A 16,941-nucleotide genomic window follows, 5' to 3' on the forward strand; every position below is an offset into this window, starting at 1 on the left:
CATGATGACGTGCGCACAGAGGACCGGTCTCGCTGCCGTGGTGGCCCTCCTCGCCTGCAGCAACGCCGCCCAGGCGGCGGAGCCGTCGCCCACCGCCCTGCCGATCACCGTCGTCGTCCTCCGGACGGACGACGCCTACGACCAGGCCGGCGCGCTGACCCAGGCGCTCCGCTCCGCCATCAAGGAGGCGCCGGGGTGGTCGGTCAGCGAGGAGGATTTCTCACTCGAGGTCCTGACGCTCTCCCTCCAGTGCGACGATCGGCCCGACGCGGCCTGCCAGGCCCGCATCGCCGACCAGATCAAGAGCGACCGCTACATCTGGGGCATGCTCCGCAAGAGCGACACCGAGGTCGAGGGGGAGCTGCACCTCTGGACCCGCGGGAAGCCGGAATCGAGCGTGCCGGTGAAGTACAGCGCGAACCTCACCGAGGCCAACGACGAGCCGCTCCGCAAGATCGCCGCGGAGGCGATCGCGAGGCTGACCGGCGGGCCGCCGAGCGGGGCTCTCCGCGTGAGGACTGGCGCCGCGCAGGCGAGCGTCTTCATCGACGGAAAGCCCGTCGGCAACGTGCACAACGGCGAGGCGACCTTCACGGTCACGGCCGGGCCGCACAACGTGCGCGTCAAGTCGGCCGGCTTCCTCGACTCCCAGGCGTCGGTCGTGGCCCTGCCCGTCGCCACGACCGACGTCGCGCTCAGCCAGATGCCGGCCGAATCGACGCAGACCAACTGGAAGCGCATGGGCGGGTTCATCGGCCTCGGCGCGGGGGCGGTCTTCGGGTCCGTCGCCGTCATCAGCTCCGTCCAGGTCGCGAGCATCCAGAGCGACGCGCGGTACACGGCCTACCGAGGGCTGTTCACGGAGAACGTCGATGACGTCTGCGCGCTGGAGAACCGCAAGGCCATCCAGGACGACTTCACTGCCGACGCGAAGACGGCCCGTAAGGGCATTGAGCTCTGCGAGAAGGCCGACACGTTCATGGCGCTCCAGTACGTCTTCTACCCGCTGGCGGTGGTGTCCGCGGGCGTCGGCGCGTACCTGCTCGTGACGAACAACAGCCAGACCGCGGAGCGCACCGGCTGGAGCGTGCAGCCCAGCGTCGGCCTCGGCGCAGGCGGCGTCGACGTGACGTACCGCTGGTGAGCTCTGCCTCTCTGCCCGCGACGACGGGGGGACGACCGTGCGGGTGATCGCCGGCCGGCTCGGCGGGCGAAGGCTCGCCGCGCCGCGCGGGGAGGGCACGCGGCCGACCGCGGACCGCGTGCGCGAGGCGCTCTTCTCGTCGCTCGGCGACGTCACCGGCGCGCTCGTCTGCGACCTGTACGCCGGCACCGGCGCGCTCGGCATCGAGGCGCTCTCGCGCGGCGCGCGGCGCGCCGTCTTCGTCGAGAGCGGCCGCCCCGCGCTCGCCGTGCTCCGCGAGAACCTCGCCGCGCTCGGCCTCGACGAGGCGGCGCGGGTCGTCCCGCTCCCCGTCGAGCGCGCGCTCGATCTGCTCCGCGACGAGGGCCCCTTCGACCTCGCCCTGCTCGATCCGCCCTACGCCGTCCTGGCCAAGGCCGCCGCCGCGGCCGCGCGCCTCGTCGGGCCGCTCGGCTTGCTCGCCCCGGAAGGGCGCCTCGTCCTCGAGCACGCGCGACGCGATCCCTCCCCGGAGATCGCCGGGCTCACCTGCGCTGCGAGCCGCGCCTACGGTGACACCGCGGTGTCGTTCTACACGCGCTGAGCCGCCAGCACGCGCCAGCCGCGCGCGCTGGGCCCCGCCTGCACGCGCCAGCCGCGCGCGCTGGGCCCCGCCTGCACGCGCCAGCCGCGCGCGCTGGGCCCCGCCTGCACGCGCCAGCCGCGCGCGCTGGGCCCCGCCTGCACGCGCCAGACAGCCGCCCGCGTCCACGCGACGCACGGCCGCCCGCCGCTGCGCCGAGCAGCCCTCCGCGCAACGCTGTCGTGTTCATCCGGGGCGCATCCAGTTTCCTGGCGCGCTTCCCTGCCCGCCCTTGTAGACTCGCCCCCGCCGGACGCGCCCGCGTCTCGGCTCCGGCGCACGATGGTCCCACCGAAGCGGCCGGACCTCGCGCGTCTCTCCGGGAGGACTTCTCAACGTGTCCGCATCGATGCCTCCGTCGTCCCAGCAGATCCCGGGAAAATCCGGCGGCCCTGGGCCTTACATCGCAGGAATGGTCGTCCTTGCTGCGCTCATGGCGGGCCTGCTCTACTGGAAGCTGCGCCCGGAGCCGGCCGCGCCGCCCGTGGCGCCGACCGCCGCTGTCCCCGCCGAGACGAAGCCCGCGGAGCCTCCGCCGCTCTTCGCGCCCCCGCCGCCGCCGCCGGTCGACGAGGTCGAGGACGCCGGCGTGGACGCCGGCAAGGTCGCGTCGGGGCAGGGCCCGGCCACCACCGGCAAGTCGCCTTGCTCCGGCAAGTGCGGCGACGGCGCGACCTCGCCCGCGCTCGACTCCGCCGTCCTGGGGCTCGCTCGCTCGGCGCAGGGTTGTTATAACCGCGCGCTGCGCACCTCGGAGGTCTCCGGCAAGCTGACGGTGAGCGTGCAGGTCGCCTCCAACGGCGCGGTGTGCAGCGCCTCGATCCTCAACGACACGGTGGGCTCGGGCGAGATTGCGTCTTGCGTCTTGGGACGTTTCCGCGGCAAATCACTGCCTCCGCCGCAGAGCGGATGCGTCGTGGTGAACGTTCCGATCAACTTCACCATCAAGCAATAGGAAGCAGCCGATGCGAACGCTCCCCCCCCGGATGGCCAGCTTGCTCCTCCTCGCGCTCGCGCCGCTCGTCCTGCAGAGCGCCGCGTGCCACGTCGATGAAGGGACCACGGCGCTCTGCAACAACAACCTCGACGGCGACCAGGGAATCGAGAACGACCCGGCCGGTTGCTATCAGCTCCCGTCCTGCGTGGTGAATGGCCAGCTGTCGGCCCCTGAGGAGTGCTGCAAGAACGCGGAGGGCCTCGTCAACCCGGAGTGCGTCAAGGGATATGCGTCGCGGACCTCGTCGGCCAGCTCGGGCGGCGACGGCGGCTCGGGCGGAGACGGGGGAAGCGGCGGCTCGGGCGGTGCCGGCGGCTCGGGCGGTGCCGGCGGCGCGGGCGGCTCGGGCGGCGGGGGGAGCGGCGGCTAGGCCGCGCGCCTCGATCGCGCCGTGGCGAGGAGCACCGCTTCGAGCCGGGGGATCCTGCTCTCGGTCGCCTACGACGGGCGCCCGTTCGCGGGCTTCGCCCGCCAGCGCGACCAGCGCACGGTCTCGGGAGAGCTGCTCGGCGCGCTGCGCGTCATCGATCCCGGCATCCGCGAGATCCGCGGCGCGAGCCGCACCGACGCGGGCGTCCACGCGCGCGACCAGCGCGTCGCCTTCGACACGACCGCGCCGCTGCCGCCGCGCGGCTGGGTCCTCGCGACCGCGCGCCACCTCCCGGAAGAGATCGTGATCCGGCGCGCGGCCGTGGTGCGCCTCGGGTTCTCGCCGCGCTTCGAGAGCCTCCGCAAGCGCTACCGCTACCTGGTCCTCCGGGATCTGGTCCGCGACCCGTTCCTCAGCCGTCGCGCCTGGCGGGTCGAGGGCATCACGGACGAGGCGATCGAGCGGGCGCGCGCCGAGGCGCTCGCCGCGAAGGGCACCCACGACTTCGCCGCGTTCCGGACGAGCGCGGACGAGCGGACGACCACGGTGCGGACGCTCTACGGCGTCGAGCTGTCGCTCGATCCCGCGGACCCGCGCGTCGTACGGATCGACGTCGAGGGCAACGCGTTCCTGCACAACATGGTGCGCATCCTGGTCGGCACCTTGATGGACGTGGCGCGCGGCCACCTCGCGCCCGGCGCGATCGCGCGCGCGCTCTCGTCGCTGGATCGGCGCGACGCAGGGATCACGGCGCCGCCGGACGGGCTCTACCTCGAGCGCATCCACCTGCGTGACGATGGGCAGGATGCCTGGCCGACGGGGCCTTCGGACGGATGCTCGACGGATGACGCCGCGCCGACGGACCTCGGCGCGCCCGCGGAGGGCGCCCCCGAGGAGTGACGCCGCCCGTCGCCGCACGCGCGTCACACAGAATCCAACGCGGACGCATGGACGGCCCGCGCTCGCCTTGGTAGCACAGCGACGTGCACGTCGGACTGGACCGCCTCCCGGATCTTCCGCAGCTCCAGCGCCTCCGTTCGACTCGCCTGGGGGTCCTTGCGCACCCGGCGAGCGTCGATCGCGAGCTGACCCATATCGCCTTCGTCCTCGAGCGCCTCGGCCTGCGCCCGCGCCTCTTCTTCGGCCCCGAGCACGGCTACGGCGGCGAGGCGCAGGACATGGCGACGGTGATGAGCAGCGTCGACGCGCGCTCCGGCGCGGGCATCGTCAGCCTGTACGGCGAAAGCTTCGAGGATCTCTCGCCTTCCGCGGCGGATCTCGCGAAGATCGACGTGCTGCTCATCGATCTCGCCGACGTCGGCGCGCGGTACTACACGTTCGTCTGGACGGCGCTCCTCGCGCTGCGGGCGGCTCACGCGGCGGGCGTGCACGTCGTGCTGCTCGATCGCCCGAACCCCCTCGGGGGCGCGGCGGAGAGCGTCGAGGGCGCGACGCAGGCGCCGGGGTTCCTGTCGTTCGTGGGCCTGGAGCCGGTGCCCGTCCGCCACTCGCTCACGGTGGGCGAGCTGGTCGCGCTCTTCGCGCGGCGCGAGGGCATCCCGCTCGGCGACGTCGCCTGCGGGCTGCAGGTCGTGGCGGTCGAGGGTCATCGCCGGGAGGCGCTCGCGTCCGGGTGGGATCGCCCGTTCGTCCTCCCGTCGCCCAACATGCCGACGGCGGACACCGCGCTCGTCTACCCGGGCGGCTGCCTGCTGGAGGGGACGAACCTGTCGGAGGGCCGCGGCACGACGCGCCCGTTCGAGATCGTGGGCGCCCCCTGGCTCGACGGCCGCGACCTCGCCGCGCGCCTCGCGTCCACCGCGCTGCCGGGCTTCGTCGCGCGGCCGCTCACCTTCCGGCCCACCTTCCAGAAGCACGCCGGCAAGATCTGCGGCGGCGTCCAGATCCACGTCACCGATCCGCGCGCCTTCCGCCCGGTCGCGACGTACGTCGCGCTCATCGCGTTCGCCTTCAGGCAGCAGCCCGAGCAGTTCCGCTTCCGCACCGAGCGGTACGAGTACGTCGACACGATCCCGGCCTTCGATCTGCTCACCGGCTCCGCTGCCGCGCGCCTCGCCATCGCGGCCGGCGAGGATCCGCTGGCGATCGCCCTGGAGGTGTCGCGCGCGGATCCGACCTGGCCCGAGGTGATGCGCGAGGCTCAGGCGGCCGTCTCCGCCTGCTGAGCGCCGCCCGCGCGGCTCAGCGATCGTAGCGGTCGTAGCGCTCCTGCCGGGAGGCGGCGCCGGTCGCGTACCTCGTGCCGAGGGCGACGAGCACCAGCGCGAGCCCGGTGACCACGAAGAAGGTCCGCGCCGGGAGCTCGGCGGAGAACCCGAACAGCCAGGGCGACGCGAGGAGCGCGGCGGCGAGGGATGTCTCCAGCGCGCCGTGCACCGAAAACGGGATCTTCCTGGCGGCGCCGAGCGGCTGATCGGACAGCAGCGTCGCGACGAGGTGCGCCACGGCGGCGACGTAGCAGACCGCCGTGGGCACCGGATCGAGGCGGAGCGCGAGCGGCGCGAGCGCGAGCACGACGACGACCGCGTAATCGATGTATCCATGGTGGCGAGGAGAAAGGAGCTTCATCGGTGCCTCCTTGGAGGAGCTCCCCTCGCGCCGGTGCATCGCATGTGCCGGTGAGCGCCTGTCGATGCGCGCGCCCCGGCCGCTCCGGAACGCAGCGCCGCCCGGGATCAGCGTGGTTGTCGCGCGCCCGGGACGGGCAGGAGGGGTGCTCGTCGTGCTCACAGGAAGGGAGCGGAGGGCCCGAGTGAGCCCGATCCGGCACGGAGCGGGGCAGTGTGGCTCACGGGAGCTCTGGTCCCTTCACGCTGGCTCTCGCCGATCGCGCATCCCCGAGAGGGCCACTCCGGAATCCAGCGCGCGCCGCCCTCGCCTCGTTCACGTTCGAGACACAACGTGTCTCCGAGGCCTCGGTCTTCTGGATCTCCCGCGGGCGGAGCTCCGCTCGCCGCCGACGCTCCGGAGCGCGTCGTCGAGCCCCCGCAGATCCGGCGCTCAGTCCGTCGACAGGAGCTCGTCGAGCACGGCCCCGTACTCGTCGAGCAGCGGGTGCGGCGGCAGGCCGCGGCACATCGCGCGCAGCTCTTCGAACCTCGCGATCTGCATGTCCCGACCGCGCTTGAACATCGACCACGGATCGCCGTGCTCGCGCGCGCAGACGATGATCGACTGGAAGTTGTCTATCTTGTCGGCCAGCGTGATCGCCTGCGCCTCCCAGGGCTTCTTCGGGAACGCCTCGAGATAGAGGCGCTTGCGGTCTTCCCAGGGCAGCGCCCTGTCCTGCTCGGTCACGTGGCGGACGAGCGTGGCGACGCGATCGCCGAAGCGCTGGCTCAGCTCGTCGAACGTGACGCCCTGGTCCTCCATGGCGTCGTGCAGCGCGCCGGCCGCGACGACCTCGTCGTCGAAGCCGTGGCGCGCGAGCAGGACCGCCACGCCGGCGAGGTGGCTGATGTAGGGGACGTCGGCGTTCGGATACTTGCGCTTCTGGGCTCGATGCCAGACCGCCGCCTGGTCGAGCGCACGCTTGAGGAGGGTGCCCATCGCGATGTCCCGCCAACCATAGCCGCTCGGCGTCCGGAGCGCAGGCGCCCGAGCGCCCCCTGTCCCGTCCGGCAGGTCCTCCGTCCCGATCCGACCCTGCGCCGTTCGAAGCGCGCCCTCGAGGGCCGCGGCGGTTCGCGCGCCCAGCGCACCAGGAGCTCGGTGTGCGGCGTGCGCCGAGCGCGCTCGGCGTGCGCCGGGCAGGCGCCACGAGGGATGCGCCGGGCGAGGTGTGCGACGCGCCGCCGCGCCGCGGGCGACCCCGGGCTGTCGGCCCAGGCGCCCGCCTCGCGCCGGGGCCGCCGCGACGAGAGGGGCTCTCCCGGCCCTCTCGTCGACTCGACGGTCCCTCTCTTCCTCCAGTCGTCCGGCGGGCAGCGCGGGATAAGCGCTCTTCGCCGAGGTCGACTGGCCTGATTTCCTGTCTTGTTGTGCCACGCGGGCAGAGGCCCGCGGCGAGCGCGGCCGCGCTGCAGCGGCACGGCCCGCTCGCCGCGGCGTCGCTGCGATGGAGCGCGCGCCGCCCGCGCGCGATAGCCTCTCGTTCGTTCAGCGGATCGGGGATTGCGCTGGGGGTGGCGCGGAATGGTCGGGGAATGGTCCGGGGAGGTGCGCGCAAGTCCTACGAACATGCCGTCGACGTCGCTCGTTGCTCAAGACTCCGCACTTGCCGACCTGTATACTCGTCCGCGACAGCGTCTTATATCGTCATGCGAAACCCGCCGATGCAGGGTGCCACCTCATGAGACTTTGGGCTCTCCGTTCGCTTGCCGCCGCGCTGGCCGCTCTCGTCGTCGCCCTCCTCCTCCTCCCCGCGCCTGCGCGCGCGCAGGACGCGCCGGTCAACCCCGGGGGCATGGCCCTGAGCCGCTTCGTGCCGGCGCCGGCCGGGGACCGCATGTTCAGCGTGCCGTCGCCGTTCGCGGCAGGGCACCTCACGCCGCATGTAATGCTGCTCGCCGATTACGCGAGCAACCCGCTGGTCCTGCGGCGCGAGCGCGACGGCGCGGAGATCGGCGCGGTCGTCAGCGATCAGCTCACGTTCCGCCTGGGCGCGTCGCTCCCGCTCTGGAACAAGGTGAGCTTCGACCTCGATGCGCCGCTCACCGCGGTGCAGTCGGGCGAGAGCCCGAGCGGCGGCGGCCAGCAGTTCCCGTCGCCGAGCGGCGCGGCGCTCGGCGACGTGCGGCTCGGCGCGCGCGTGCAGCTCCATGGTACGTACCATGACCCGTTCCAGCTCGCCGTCGGCGCGTACCTCTGGTTGCCGACCGGCGCGGACGACTCGTTCGTGAGCGACGGGAGCGTCCGGGCGATGCCGTATGTCGCGGTGGGCGGCCGCATGGAGCGGCTCGTCTGGTCGACCGCGCTGGGCACGGAGGTCCGGCGCTCCCAGTCGTTCGGCGGCGTGGCGCAGGGGACGATGCTCACGCTGGGCGGCGGCGTCGGGTTCCTCGCCGCGGACGGCCGGCTCCAGGTGGGGCCGGAGCTCAGCGCCGCGATGGTGCTGGAGGACCTCAGCAGCCGCTCGACCAACGCGGAGCTCCTCCTCGACGCGAGGTATCGATTCCTGCCCTTCATGGAGGCGGGCATCGGCGTCGGTCCGGGGATCACCTCGGGGATCGGGACGCCGGACGTGCGCGCCGTCGCGATGGCCGCCTTCACGCCGGAGCAGCCGATGGACCAGGACAGGGACGGCATCGGCGACCCCGAAGACGCGTGCCCGAGCGTGCCGGGCGTGCGCAGCGGCGACCCGAAGAAGAACGGCTGCCCGCCGCCGCCGGACCGCGACGCCGACGGCATCGTCGACGCCGAGGACGCCTGCCCCGCCATCGCCGGCGTGCGCAGCGACGACCCGAAGAAGAACGGCTGCCCGCCGCCGCCGGACCGCGACGCCGACGGCATCGTCGACGCCGAGGACGCCTGCCCCGCCGTCGCCGGCGTGCGCAGCGACGACCCGAAGAAGAACGGCTGCCCGCCGGACCAGGACGACGACGGCGTGGCCGACGCCGAGGACGCGTGCCCCGACATCAAGGGGTTCCGCTCGAAGAACCCGGAGAAGAACGGCTGCCCGCGCGACACGGACGGCGACTCGTTCCGCGACGACAAGGACGCCTGCCCGAGGGAGAAGGGCTTCGCGGATCCTGACCCCGAGAAGAACGGCTGCCCGAAGGCGGTGCGGGTGACCGAGAAGCACGTCGTGATCCTCCAGCAGGTGCAGTTCGACACGGACAAGGCCTCCATCAAGCCGGTGAGCGATCCGCTGCTCGACGAGGTCGCCGAGGTGCTGAAGGAGCACCCGGAGATCGAGCTCATCGAGATCCAGGGTCACACCGACAACCGGGGCACCGTGGAGCACAACAGGGTCCTGTCGCAGAACCGCGCCAACTCCGTCATGGCGGCGCTGGTCCGCCGGGGCATCGACTCGACGCGGCTGACGGCCCAGGGCTACGGCCGGGACCAGCCCATCGACGACAACGCAACGGAGGCCGGGAGGCAGCGGAACCGACGAGTCCAGTTCAACATCATCAAGCAGGCCGCGTACAAGCCGCAGGCCGAGACCGGAGAGGATCGATGAGAAGGCAGTTGAGCATCACGGGGCTCGCGTCCCTCACGCTGATCGGGCTCACGACCGCCAGCGCGACGGCCGAGCCCAAGCTGCGCGTACAGGTCGATCAGCAGGGCGACTTCGCCCTCATCGGGAGCTCGCTCGGGCAGGAGTGCCGCTCCGCGACGCCGAGGCCCACGGAGGGCACGGTGGGCGCATGCGGCCAGTCGACCGTCGAGTCGGGGCCCGATCTCTTCTGGCGGTCCGACTCGCCTGCGGACGGCAGGGCGGAGGCGAGCCTCGATATCACCCCGGAGATGGCGCGCACGACCGCTGTGCTGACGCTGCCCGAGGGGGCGACGGTGACGCACGCGTTCCTGTACTGGGCCGCGCGCAACACCGCCGGCGCCGATCCGGACGCGGAGCTCCACCACGAGGGCGGCTACGACGGCACGGTGACCGCCATCGACTCGGTCGAGACGGTGATCAACCAGGGGAAACCCAACGAGTCGCACAACTACCAGTCCGTCGCCGACATCACCTCGATCGTGAAGGAGAGCGGCGCCGGGGCCTACCGGGTAGGCGGCGTGGACGTCGTCGACGTGAGGGACAGCGACGACGACGTGGTCTTCGTCGCGTGGTGGATGGTGGTGTTTTACGAGGCGCCGAGATCGCCGATGCGCAACCTCGCGCTGTTCGACGGGCTCGACCGGGTCTCCGACGTGGGATGGCAGCAGGTCGAGCTCTCGGGCTTCAAGGTGCCCGACGCCGGCTTCGTCGCGAAGCTGGGCATCGTCGCGTTCGAGGGCGACAACTCGAACACCGGCGACAGCGTGTTCTTCAACCCGAAGAACCCGGGGAAGCCCGACCTGGCCGAGGCGCTGAGCGACGAGCTGAACCCCGCGGACAACTTCTTCAACAGCACCCGTTCGGCGCTCGGAAAGGCGGTGTCGGTGGAGGGCGATCTCCCGAGGATCCCGGGCACGCCTCAGAGCATGTCGGGGGTCGACATCGACATCGTCGATGTCAGCGCGAAGCTCAAGCCGGGGGACGATCGGGCCACGCTCGTCGCCACGAGCAAGGACGAGCTCTATTTCCTCGCGGGGTGGGTGACGTCGATCTCCAACTACGGGCCTGATTTCAGCAAATCGAGCAAGGTGGCCACGGATCTCGGCGGGCTGCCGACCTACCGCGGAGACGCCATCGAATACCGCATCACGGCGACGAACACGGGCAATGACGAGGCCGTGGGCGCGGTGCTGACGGACGCGCTGCCTGCCGGGGTGACGTTCGTCCCTGGCTCGCTGTCGATCGTCGACGGGCCGAACGCCGGTCCCCAGACGGACGCGCCTGGCGACGACCTCGGGCAGTACGATCCCGCGACGCGGACCGTCACGTTCTGGCTCGGGGATGGGGCGGACAGCGCGCGAGGCGGGAGCATCCCTGTCGACGGCAGCGTCACGGTGCGCTTCGAGGTGACGGTCGACGCGGACGCGCCGGACCTCATCAAGAACCAGGCGAAGATCGCCGCGGCGGGCGCGTTCGGCGCGCCGGTCAGCGACGATCCGACGGACGGCAACGGCGACGCCCCGGGCGCGCCGCCGACCGAGGTGGCCGTGGTGCCGGAGGCTTTCTATGCGGCCGGCAGCGGCATGCTCGGCCCCTGCGCGGCGAGCCCGCGAGGCCGGGATGGGAGCGCCGGCTGGCTCGCCGGGCTCGCGCTGGCGGGTCTGCTCTGCCGGCGGCGGAGGGCATAGCCGCGCGGCGAGGGGGTCGTCGCGGGCGTAGCGCGCGGCGAGGGGGTCGTCGCGTGGCGCACGGCCGTGTGTGTCACTCCGACGCGACGGAAGCGGCCGCGCACGGGCTCGGGTCGGCGACGTACTCCGGCTCGGCAGAGGAGGTGTCTCCGGCCTGGACCTTCGCGAGCAGGTCCTTGACGTAGACGCGCTCCTCGCACACGTCGATGGGGAAGGCCAGCGGACCGAAGCGGCAGATCGGGTAGACGCGGGCGGCGCACAGATCGGCCCCCGTGAAGTCGATGTGCTCGCGGGTGAAGACGTAGCCGGCGTCCTTGTCCTCGATGGCGCGGAGCGTGGCGAGTCGACTCCCGCCGGCGACGCGATGGAGCATCGCCGATCCGTCTTCTGCAGCGGACACGAGCACGTTGCCATCCGGCGAGAACGCCAGTGCCGTCACCCGGCTTGTGTGCCCCTCCAGAATCTCGAGCAGCGCGCCCGTGCTCGCTTCCCACAGCCGCACGGTAGCGTCCAGATCTCCCGAGGCGAGCCGCTTGCCGTCGGGAGAGAACGCCACCGCTGTCACCCCGCGGCCGTGCCCCTCCAGCGTCTTGAGCAGCGCGCCCGTGCTCGCTTCCCACAGCCGCACGGTAGCGTCCAGATCTCCCGAGGCGAGCCGCTTGCCGTCCGGCGAAAACGCCACCGCTGTCACCCCGTCGGCGTGCCCCTCCAGCGTCTTGAGCAGCGCGCCCGTGCTCGCTTCCCACAGCCGCACGATCTTGTCCCAGGACCCCGCGGCGAGCCGCTTGCCGTCCGGCGAGAACGCCACCGCTGTCACCCCGCCGGCGTGCCCCTCCAGCGTCTTGAGCAGCGCGCCCGTGCTCGCTTCCCGCAGCTGCACGGTCGCATCCCAGGACCCCGCGGCGAGCCGCGCGCCATCCGGCGACAGCGCCACCGTGCTCACCAGGCTGGTGTGCCCCTTCAGGTCCTTGAGAAGAGCGCCCGTGCTCACGTCCCACAGCCGCACGGTATTGTCCAAGGCTCCCGATGTGAGCCGCTTGCCATCCGGCGACAACGTCACCGCCGTCACTCCATCTGTGTGCCCCTTCAGCATCTTGAGCAGCGCGCCCGTGCTCCCTTCCCACAGCCGCACCGTCCCATCATGAGATCCCGAGACGAGCCGCTTGCCATCCGGCGAAAGCATCATCGCCGTCACAGGGCTTGTGTGTCCCCTCAGGGTGGTGAGCAGAACTCCCGTGCTCCCTTCCCACAGCCGCACGCTCTTGTCCCCGGACCCCGAGGCGAGCCGCTTGCCGTCCGGCGAGAACGCCACCGCTGTCACCCCATCGGTGTGCCCCTCCAGCGTCTTGAGCAGCGCGCCCGTGCTCGCTTCCCACAGCCGCACGGTCTTGTCCGTGGCCCCCGAGGCGAGCCGCTTGCCGTCCGGCGAAAACGCCACCGTGAGCAGCCGGCGGGGGTGCCCGCTCAACGTGGCGAGCAGCGCGCCCGTGCTCGCTTCCCGCAGCCGCACGGTATTGTCCGTAGCCCCGGAGGCGAGCCGCTTGCCGTCCGGCGAGAACGCCACCGCTATCACCCCACCGGTGTGCCCCTCCAGCGTCTTGAGCAGCGCTCCTCTGCTCCCTTCCCACAGCTGCACGACCCCGCTGCTGGACCCCGACGCGAGCCGCTTGCCGTCCGGCGAGAACGCCACCGCTGTCACCCCACGCCCCTGCAGGGTCTTGAGCAGCGCTCCCGTGCGCCCTTCCCACAGCCGCACCGTCCCATCGTCAGACGCCGAGGCGAGCCGCTTGCCGTCCGGCGAGAACGCCACCGCTGTCACCCCGCCGGTGTGCCCCTCCAGGGTCTTGAGCAGCGCTCCCGTGCTCCCTTCCCACAGCTGCACGACCCCGCTCCTGGCCCCCGAGGCGAGCTGCTTGCCGTCCGGAGAAAACGCCACCGCATTCACCAGCATGGAGTGCGCCCGCAGGCGAGCTCGCTCCCTCCGAGTCGTGGTATCGACGATCGAAATCTCACCTCCGTGAGCAACGGCCAGACGCGTCCCATCGGGCGACCAGGCAACCGAGGCGACAGGACCTGAGAATCCATCGGGCACTTCCAGCGAAAGCGCCTCCCCCGTCGCCTTCTCCAGGTCCACCATCGCCCGATCGAACAGCCGCTGCGCCATGGGCCGATCCCCTACCCTCTTCGCGCACTCCCCCGCGGCAACCAGCGCCTGCCCGTTGGGTCGCCACGCCTCCCACGCGGCGACGAACTTCTCCATCGCGCCTCGCAGCGACGCCTCATCGCCCTTCGCGTACAGCCGGTCGGCCTCCCCGTACAGCCGGCGCATCGCCGCGTTGGCCTCGTCCGTATCCGCAAAGCTCCTGTCCAGCCGCGCGCTCTTCTCCATCGCCGCCGTCGCCGCCTTCCTGGCGTCCTCCGGCGCCGACCTCGCCGCCTCGATCTCCTGCGCCACCCGCCGCGCCTCGGCGTAACGTCCCAGCTCCGCCAGCGTCTCGACCTCCGCTGCCCACGTCGCCGCGGCCGTCGCAGGGCACAGCCGGTTCGCCTTTCCGATGACACGTACCGTCCGATCCAGCCGGCCCTTGCCGAGCAGCGTGGGCACGAGCTTGCGCAGCTCCCCGGCTGACTGGCATGGATCTGGCGGCATCGGTGGTGGCGGACGCTGCGCCGTCCCGGCCGCGGACGGCTCTACCGGCTGCGGCGGTGCAGATCCGGAGCAGGCGAGGAGCAGCACCAGCAGGCTGCAAAAGAAAAAGAACCAGAAGGTCGCACCCAGCGGACGCCGCATCGCGCGAGGCTACCACTGCGGTGTCAGCCTCACTGCGCCGCTTCGCTCCGGCGAATTGCACGGCGGCGGCCAGCCGGCGGTTCTCCCTGCCGCGCCGGGCCACGTCCCGCGGAGCGCGGCATACCCCGCCCCTCTCCCGCGGGCCTCCTTCCCCTCTGGCGCCGTGGCCGGTATCCTACATGCAGCATGCCGGAGCCGGGGGTAGACGCCGAGAAGCGGCGGGTTGTCGGAGGCTCACCGTCGTACCGGCGGTGCTCGGGGGGTGCTCGATGCTCGACGCGTGCAAAGGCCTTCCGGGGTTCCAGCAGTCCATGAGCCCCGCTGATCGCGACCGGCGCAAGCCGCTCGAGAAGCTGCTCGATCGGGCGAATCCAGGCCGCATCGGCCCGTTCCAGCTCGTGAGGGAGCTGGGCAAGGGCGGGTTCGCGCCCGTGGCGCTCGCGCGGGAGCTCTACCGCGACCGCGATATCGAGGTCGAGATCCGCCGGGTGGCGATCAAGCTGTTCGTGCCCGATGAGGCGCGCCAGCCGCGGGCGCAGGTGATCGAGGAGGCGCGGCTCCTGTGCCAGGTGGAGCACCCCAACATCGTGCGGTTCCATCGCCTTGTCGAGGATCCGGAGCACCCGACGGTGATGGGCCTCGTGATGGAGCTCGTCGAGGAGGACTCGCTCGCGAAGCGCATCCGGAAGCGCGAAGCGATCCCTCTCGCCAAGGTGCTGTCGATCGGCGCCGCCGTGGCGTCGGCGCTGTCGGCCGTGCACCGGGCCGGCCTCGTGCACCGGGACGTCAAGCCCGACAACATCCTCGAGGCGCACGGCCATGTGAAGCTCATCGATTTCGGCATCGCCTTCGGGAGCGCGCGCAGGAGGAGCGGCAAGGAGCGGAGCGGCGTGCGCGTGAGGCTCGGCCACCTGCCGCCCGACGCGCTCGGCACCGACATGTCGACGCTGACGATGGCCACGATCGAGGGCGGCGAGGAGGTCAGAGGGAGCAGCGGCGGGCTCTTCCCGAGCGGGACCGTCGGGTACATCGATCCGGCGTGTGTGGGCGAGGGATTGCCCGCGACGCCGGCCAGCGATCTGTATGCGCTCGGGGCGACGCTCTTCGAGTGCATCACCGGCAAGCTGCCGGCGGTCATTGCGACGGGAGAACGGGGCGGCCTGCGCGGGGAGGTGCTGGACGGCAGCGAAGCGGCGCCGCGCCTCGGCGACGTCGCGCCGGAGGTGCCGCCGGGGGTCGCGAAGCTTGTGGATGCGCTGCTGTCGCCTACCCGCGACAAGCGCCCGCGATCTGCGGAGGTCGTCGCGATCGCGCTCGAGCGGCTGCGCGGCGAGATCGGGGGCCGGGTGCGCAGCCTACCTGCGGAGGAGTGGGGACCTTTCCGCGGTCTCGGGCGCTTCGAGCGGGAGGATCGCGACGTGTTCTTCGGCCGGTCCGCGGAGATCGCCGCGACCGTGGAGATGCTGCGAAGCCGGGGGCTCGTGGCCGTCGTGGGGCCTTCGGGCAGCGGCAAGAGCAGCCTCGCGCGCGCGGGCGTGGGGCCTGTCGCGGCGGACGGCGGGCTCGGCGGGTGGATGAAAGCGTGGGATGTGCGGATCGCGTCGCCCGGCGTGGATCCGCGCGCCGCGATCGCGGCGGCGCTGAGCGACGTTGTCCCCGACGCGGCGGAGCGCTCGCCTGAGCAGACGGCGGCGGCCCTCGCTGCGCGCGCCGAGACGGAGTCGCGCGGGACGCTGCTCGTCGTGGATCAGCTCGAGGAGCTCGTCACGGTGAGCGCCGGGGACTCGGCCGCGTGGGCCTCGCGCCTGCTCGCGGCGATCGCGGAGCCGCCCGTGCCGGGGGTGCGCGCGCTGGTGGCCGCGCGGCGGGATCTGCTCGATCCGCTGCTCGCGCTTCCGGAGCTCGGGCGGGTGTTGCCGCGAGGGCTGCTCCAGATCGCGCCGGTCGGCGACAAGGCGTGGGGGGAGATCATCGAGCAGGCGCTCGATGCGTACGGGGTTGGATTCGAGGATGAGGCGCTGCGCGAGGAGGTATCGCGGCAGCTCCGGGAGGCACGCGCGGCGATGCCGCTCGTGCAGTTCGCGCTGACGGAGCTGTGGAAGAAGCGCGACCGGGAGAGGAAGAAGATCACGCGCGCAGGTTTGCTGGAGATCGGCGGGGTCGGGGGCGCGCTGGAGCGGCATGCGGACGCGACCGTGCGTGCGCTCTCGGGGAGGGTGCCTGCAGAGCGTGTGCGCGCCGTGCTGCTCGCGATGACCACGGTCCAGGGAACGCGCGCGGAGCGGAGGCTGGAGGCGCTGCTGCGCGAGGTGGGGCCGGAGGCACGGGACGTCGTCGGCGCGCTGGAGGAGGCGAGGATCCTGGTGCGCGAGGAGTCGGGGCTGACGCTCGCCCACGAGACGCTCCTGTCGCAATGGGGCACGTTGCGGCGATGGCTGGACGAGGCGCGGGGGGATCGCTCGCTGGCCGAGGAGCTGGAGCAGGCGGCGGAGCGGCATGAGGCGGAGCGGGACGACTCGCTGCTCTGGAAGAAGCGGCGGCTCATCGCGGCGGAAGACCTCGCGCGCTCGGGGCGGGTCACGCTGTCGGAGCGGGCGCAGGCGTTCGTGCACCGGGGGCGCGTCGTCGAGCTGCGGGGCAAGATGGTGACGGGGGCGGCGGGGCTTGTCGTCGTGGCGCTCGCGCTGGCGGGGGGGTGGAAGTACGCGCAGGACATCAAGGCCAAGGAGGCGGAGGCGAACGCGCAGGCCACGCTGGCCAGGAAGAACGAGAGCAGGGCCAAGGACACCGAGGCCAGGGCCAAGGACAGCGAGGCCAGGGCCAAGGACAGCGAGGCCAAGGCGCTGGAGGCGGAGCGTGACGCAGCGAAGGCGCGGGATCAGTTCAAGAAGGACCTCAATGAGCTCGAGGTGAAACTGAAAGGCGCGAAGACCAAGGCGGAGTTCGAGGCCATCCAGGAGAGCATCCGCAACAAGCGGAACGAGCGCGGGGACCCGAGTTCCCGGCCGAACCGATCTTTGACGGCGACACCGGCGGTGGGTACGGTTGCTGGGGATCCGCCGTGAGCCTGCTCTACCTGCGTGCTCTGGCCGGGCTCCCACGGCTGGCGCCTGCTGTACGGGTGCCGCATTGACCCAGGCCATCG

12 protein-coding genes are annotated in these 16,941 nt (G+C 72.2%); 9 read left to right on the forward strand and 3 right to left on the reverse strand.

Features of this window, described 5'->3' with window-relative positions; all coding sequences use genetic code 11:
• The first annotated feature begins 37 nt into the window (after positions 1 to 37).
• From WMF29_RS42800 to WMF29_RS42825, 6 genes are all read left to right on the forward strand, one after another.
• The gene (locus tag WMF29_RS42800; RefSeq protein WP_437325810.1) at positions 38 to 1,144 is read left to right on the forward strand and encodes a PEGA domain-containing protein; all 1,107 of its coding nucleotides are present in this window, start codon (positions 38 to 40) and stop codon (positions 1,142 to 1,144) included.
• Between the two features lie 37 nt (positions 1,145 to 1,181).
• Complete coding sequence (rsmD, locus tag WMF29_RS42805) at positions 1,182 to 1,727, forward strand: 16S rRNA (guanine(966)-N(2))-methyltransferase RsmD (RefSeq protein ID WP_437325811.1); 546 nt, start codon at positions 1,182 to 1,184, stop codon at positions 1,725 to 1,727.
• A 451-nt stretch (positions 1,728 to 2,178) separates the two neighbouring features.
• Positions 2,179 to 2,721: an AgmX/PglI C-terminal domain-containing protein gene (locus tag WMF29_RS42810; protein ID WP_437325812.1), complete on the forward strand. Its 543-nt coding sequence runs from the start codon at positions 2,179 to 2,181 to the stop codon at positions 2,719 to 2,721.
• A 10-nt stretch (positions 2,722 to 2,731) separates the two neighbouring features.
• Entirely contained in the window at positions 2,732 to 3,133 is a 402-nt protein-coding gene (locus tag WMF29_RS42815) for a hypothetical protein (protein ID WP_437325813.1), read from the forward strand.
• A 21-nt stretch (positions 3,134 to 3,154) separates the two neighbouring features.
• On the forward strand, positions 3,155 to 4,033 hold the full coding sequence (gene truA, locus WMF29_RS42820) for a tRNA pseudouridine(38-40) synthase TruA (protein WP_437325814.1): 879 nt from the start codon (positions 3,155 to 3,157) through the stop codon (positions 4,031 to 4,033).
• Between the two features lie 83 nt (positions 4,034 to 4,116).
• A complete protein-coding gene (locus WMF29_RS42825) occupies positions 4,117 to 5,319 on the forward strand; it encodes an exo-beta-N-acetylmuramidase NamZ family protein (protein WP_437325815.1) in 1,203 nt (400 codons plus the stop codon).
• Positions 5,320 to 5,335: 16 nt separating this feature from the next.
• On the opposite strand, the gene WMF29_RS42830 is transcribed toward WMF29_RS42825, so the two are convergent.
• A complete protein-coding gene (locus WMF29_RS42830) occupies positions 5,336 to 5,722 on the reverse strand; it encodes an SPW repeat protein (RefSeq protein ID WP_437325816.1) in 387 nt (128 codons plus the stop codon).
• A gap of 432 nt (positions 5,723 to 6,154) precedes the next feature.
• On the reverse strand, positions 6,155 to 6,703 hold the full coding sequence (locus WMF29_RS42835; RefSeq protein ID WP_437325817.1) for an HD domain-containing protein: 549 nt from the start codon (positions 6,701 to 6,703) through the stop codon (positions 6,155 to 6,157).
• Between the two features lie 742 nt (positions 6,704 to 7,445).
• Here WMF29_RS42835 and WMF29_RS42840 point away from each other — a divergent pair.
• Together WMF29_RS42840 and WMF29_RS42845 are read left to right on the forward strand one after the other, a co-directional pair.
• Entirely contained in the window at positions 7,446 to 9,278 is a 1,833-nt protein-coding gene (locus WMF29_RS42840; RefSeq protein WP_437325818.1) for an OmpA family protein, read from the forward strand.
• Positions 9,275 to 11,005 carry a DUF3344 domain-containing protein gene (locus tag WMF29_RS42845; RefSeq protein ID WP_437325819.1) on the forward strand — a complete coding sequence of 577 codons (1,731 nt, stop codon included), beginning with the start codon at positions 9,275 to 9,277 and terminating at the stop codon, positions 11,003 to 11,005. The genes WMF29_RS42840 and WMF29_RS42845 overlap by 4 nt, the downstream gene beginning before the upstream one ends.
• Before the next feature lie 73 nt (positions 11,006 to 11,078).
• Here WMF29_RS42845 and WMF29_RS42850 read toward each other — a convergent pair whose 3' ends face one another.
• Positions 11,079 to 13,796, reverse strand: coding sequence for a hypothetical protein (locus WMF29_RS42850; RefSeq protein ID WP_437325820.1), 2,718 nt, complete (start codon positions 13,794 to 13,796; stop codon positions 11,079 to 11,081).
• Positions 13,797 to 14,107: 311 nt separating this feature from the next.
• On the opposite strand from WMF29_RS42850, the gene WMF29_RS42855 reads away from it, so the two are divergent.
• Positions 14,108 to 16,861, forward strand: a complete 2,754-nt coding sequence (locus tag WMF29_RS42855) for an nSTAND1 domain-containing NTPase (RefSeq protein WP_437325821.1) — start codon at positions 14,108 to 14,110, stop codon at positions 16,859 to 16,861.
• Positions 16,862 to 16,941: the final 80 nt, after the last annotated feature.

It is taken from the genome of Sorangium sp. So ce381 (genome assembly GCF_051473845.1).
Lineage (GTDB): Bacteria > Myxococcota_A > Polyangia > Polyangiales > Polyangiaceae > Sorangium > Sorangium atrum.

What these genes read in the sequence shown, in the direction of transcription:
- WMF29_RS42810 (WP_437325812.1), top strand. Translation starts at nt 2,179, where the DNA reads ATGGTCGTCCTTGCTGCGCTCATGGCGGGCCTGCTCTACTGGAAGCTG.
- WMF29_RS42815 (WP_437325813.1), top strand. Translation starts at nt 2,732, where the DNA reads ATGCGAACGCTCCCCCCCCGGATGGCCAGCTTGCTCCTCCTCGCGCTC.
- WMF29_RS42830 (WP_437325816.1), bottom strand. Translation starts at nt 5,722, where the DNA reads ATGAAGCTCCTTTCTCCTCGCCACCATGGATACATCGATTACGCGGTC.
- WMF29_RS42835 (WP_437325817.1), bottom strand. Translation starts at nt 6,703, where the DNA reads ATGGGCACCCTCCTCAAGCGTGCGCTCGACCAGGCGGCGGTCTGGCAT.
- WMF29_RS42840 (WP_437325818.1), top strand. Translation starts at nt 7,446, where the DNA reads ATGAGACTTTGGGCTCTCCGTTCGCTTGCCGCCGCGCTGGCCGCTCTC.
- WMF29_RS42845 (WP_437325819.1), top strand. Translation starts at nt 9,275, where the DNA reads ATGAGAAGGCAGTTGAGCATCACGGGGCTCGCGTCCCTCACGCTGATC.
- WMF29_RS42850 (WP_437325820.1), bottom strand. Translation starts at nt 13,796, where the DNA reads ATGCGGCGTCCGCTGGGTGCGACCTTCTGGTTCTTTTTCTTTTGCAGC.
- WMF29_RS42855 (WP_437325821.1), top strand. Translation starts at nt 14,108, where the DNA reads ATGAGCCCCGCTGATCGCGACCGGCGCAAGCCGCTCGAGAAGCTGCTC.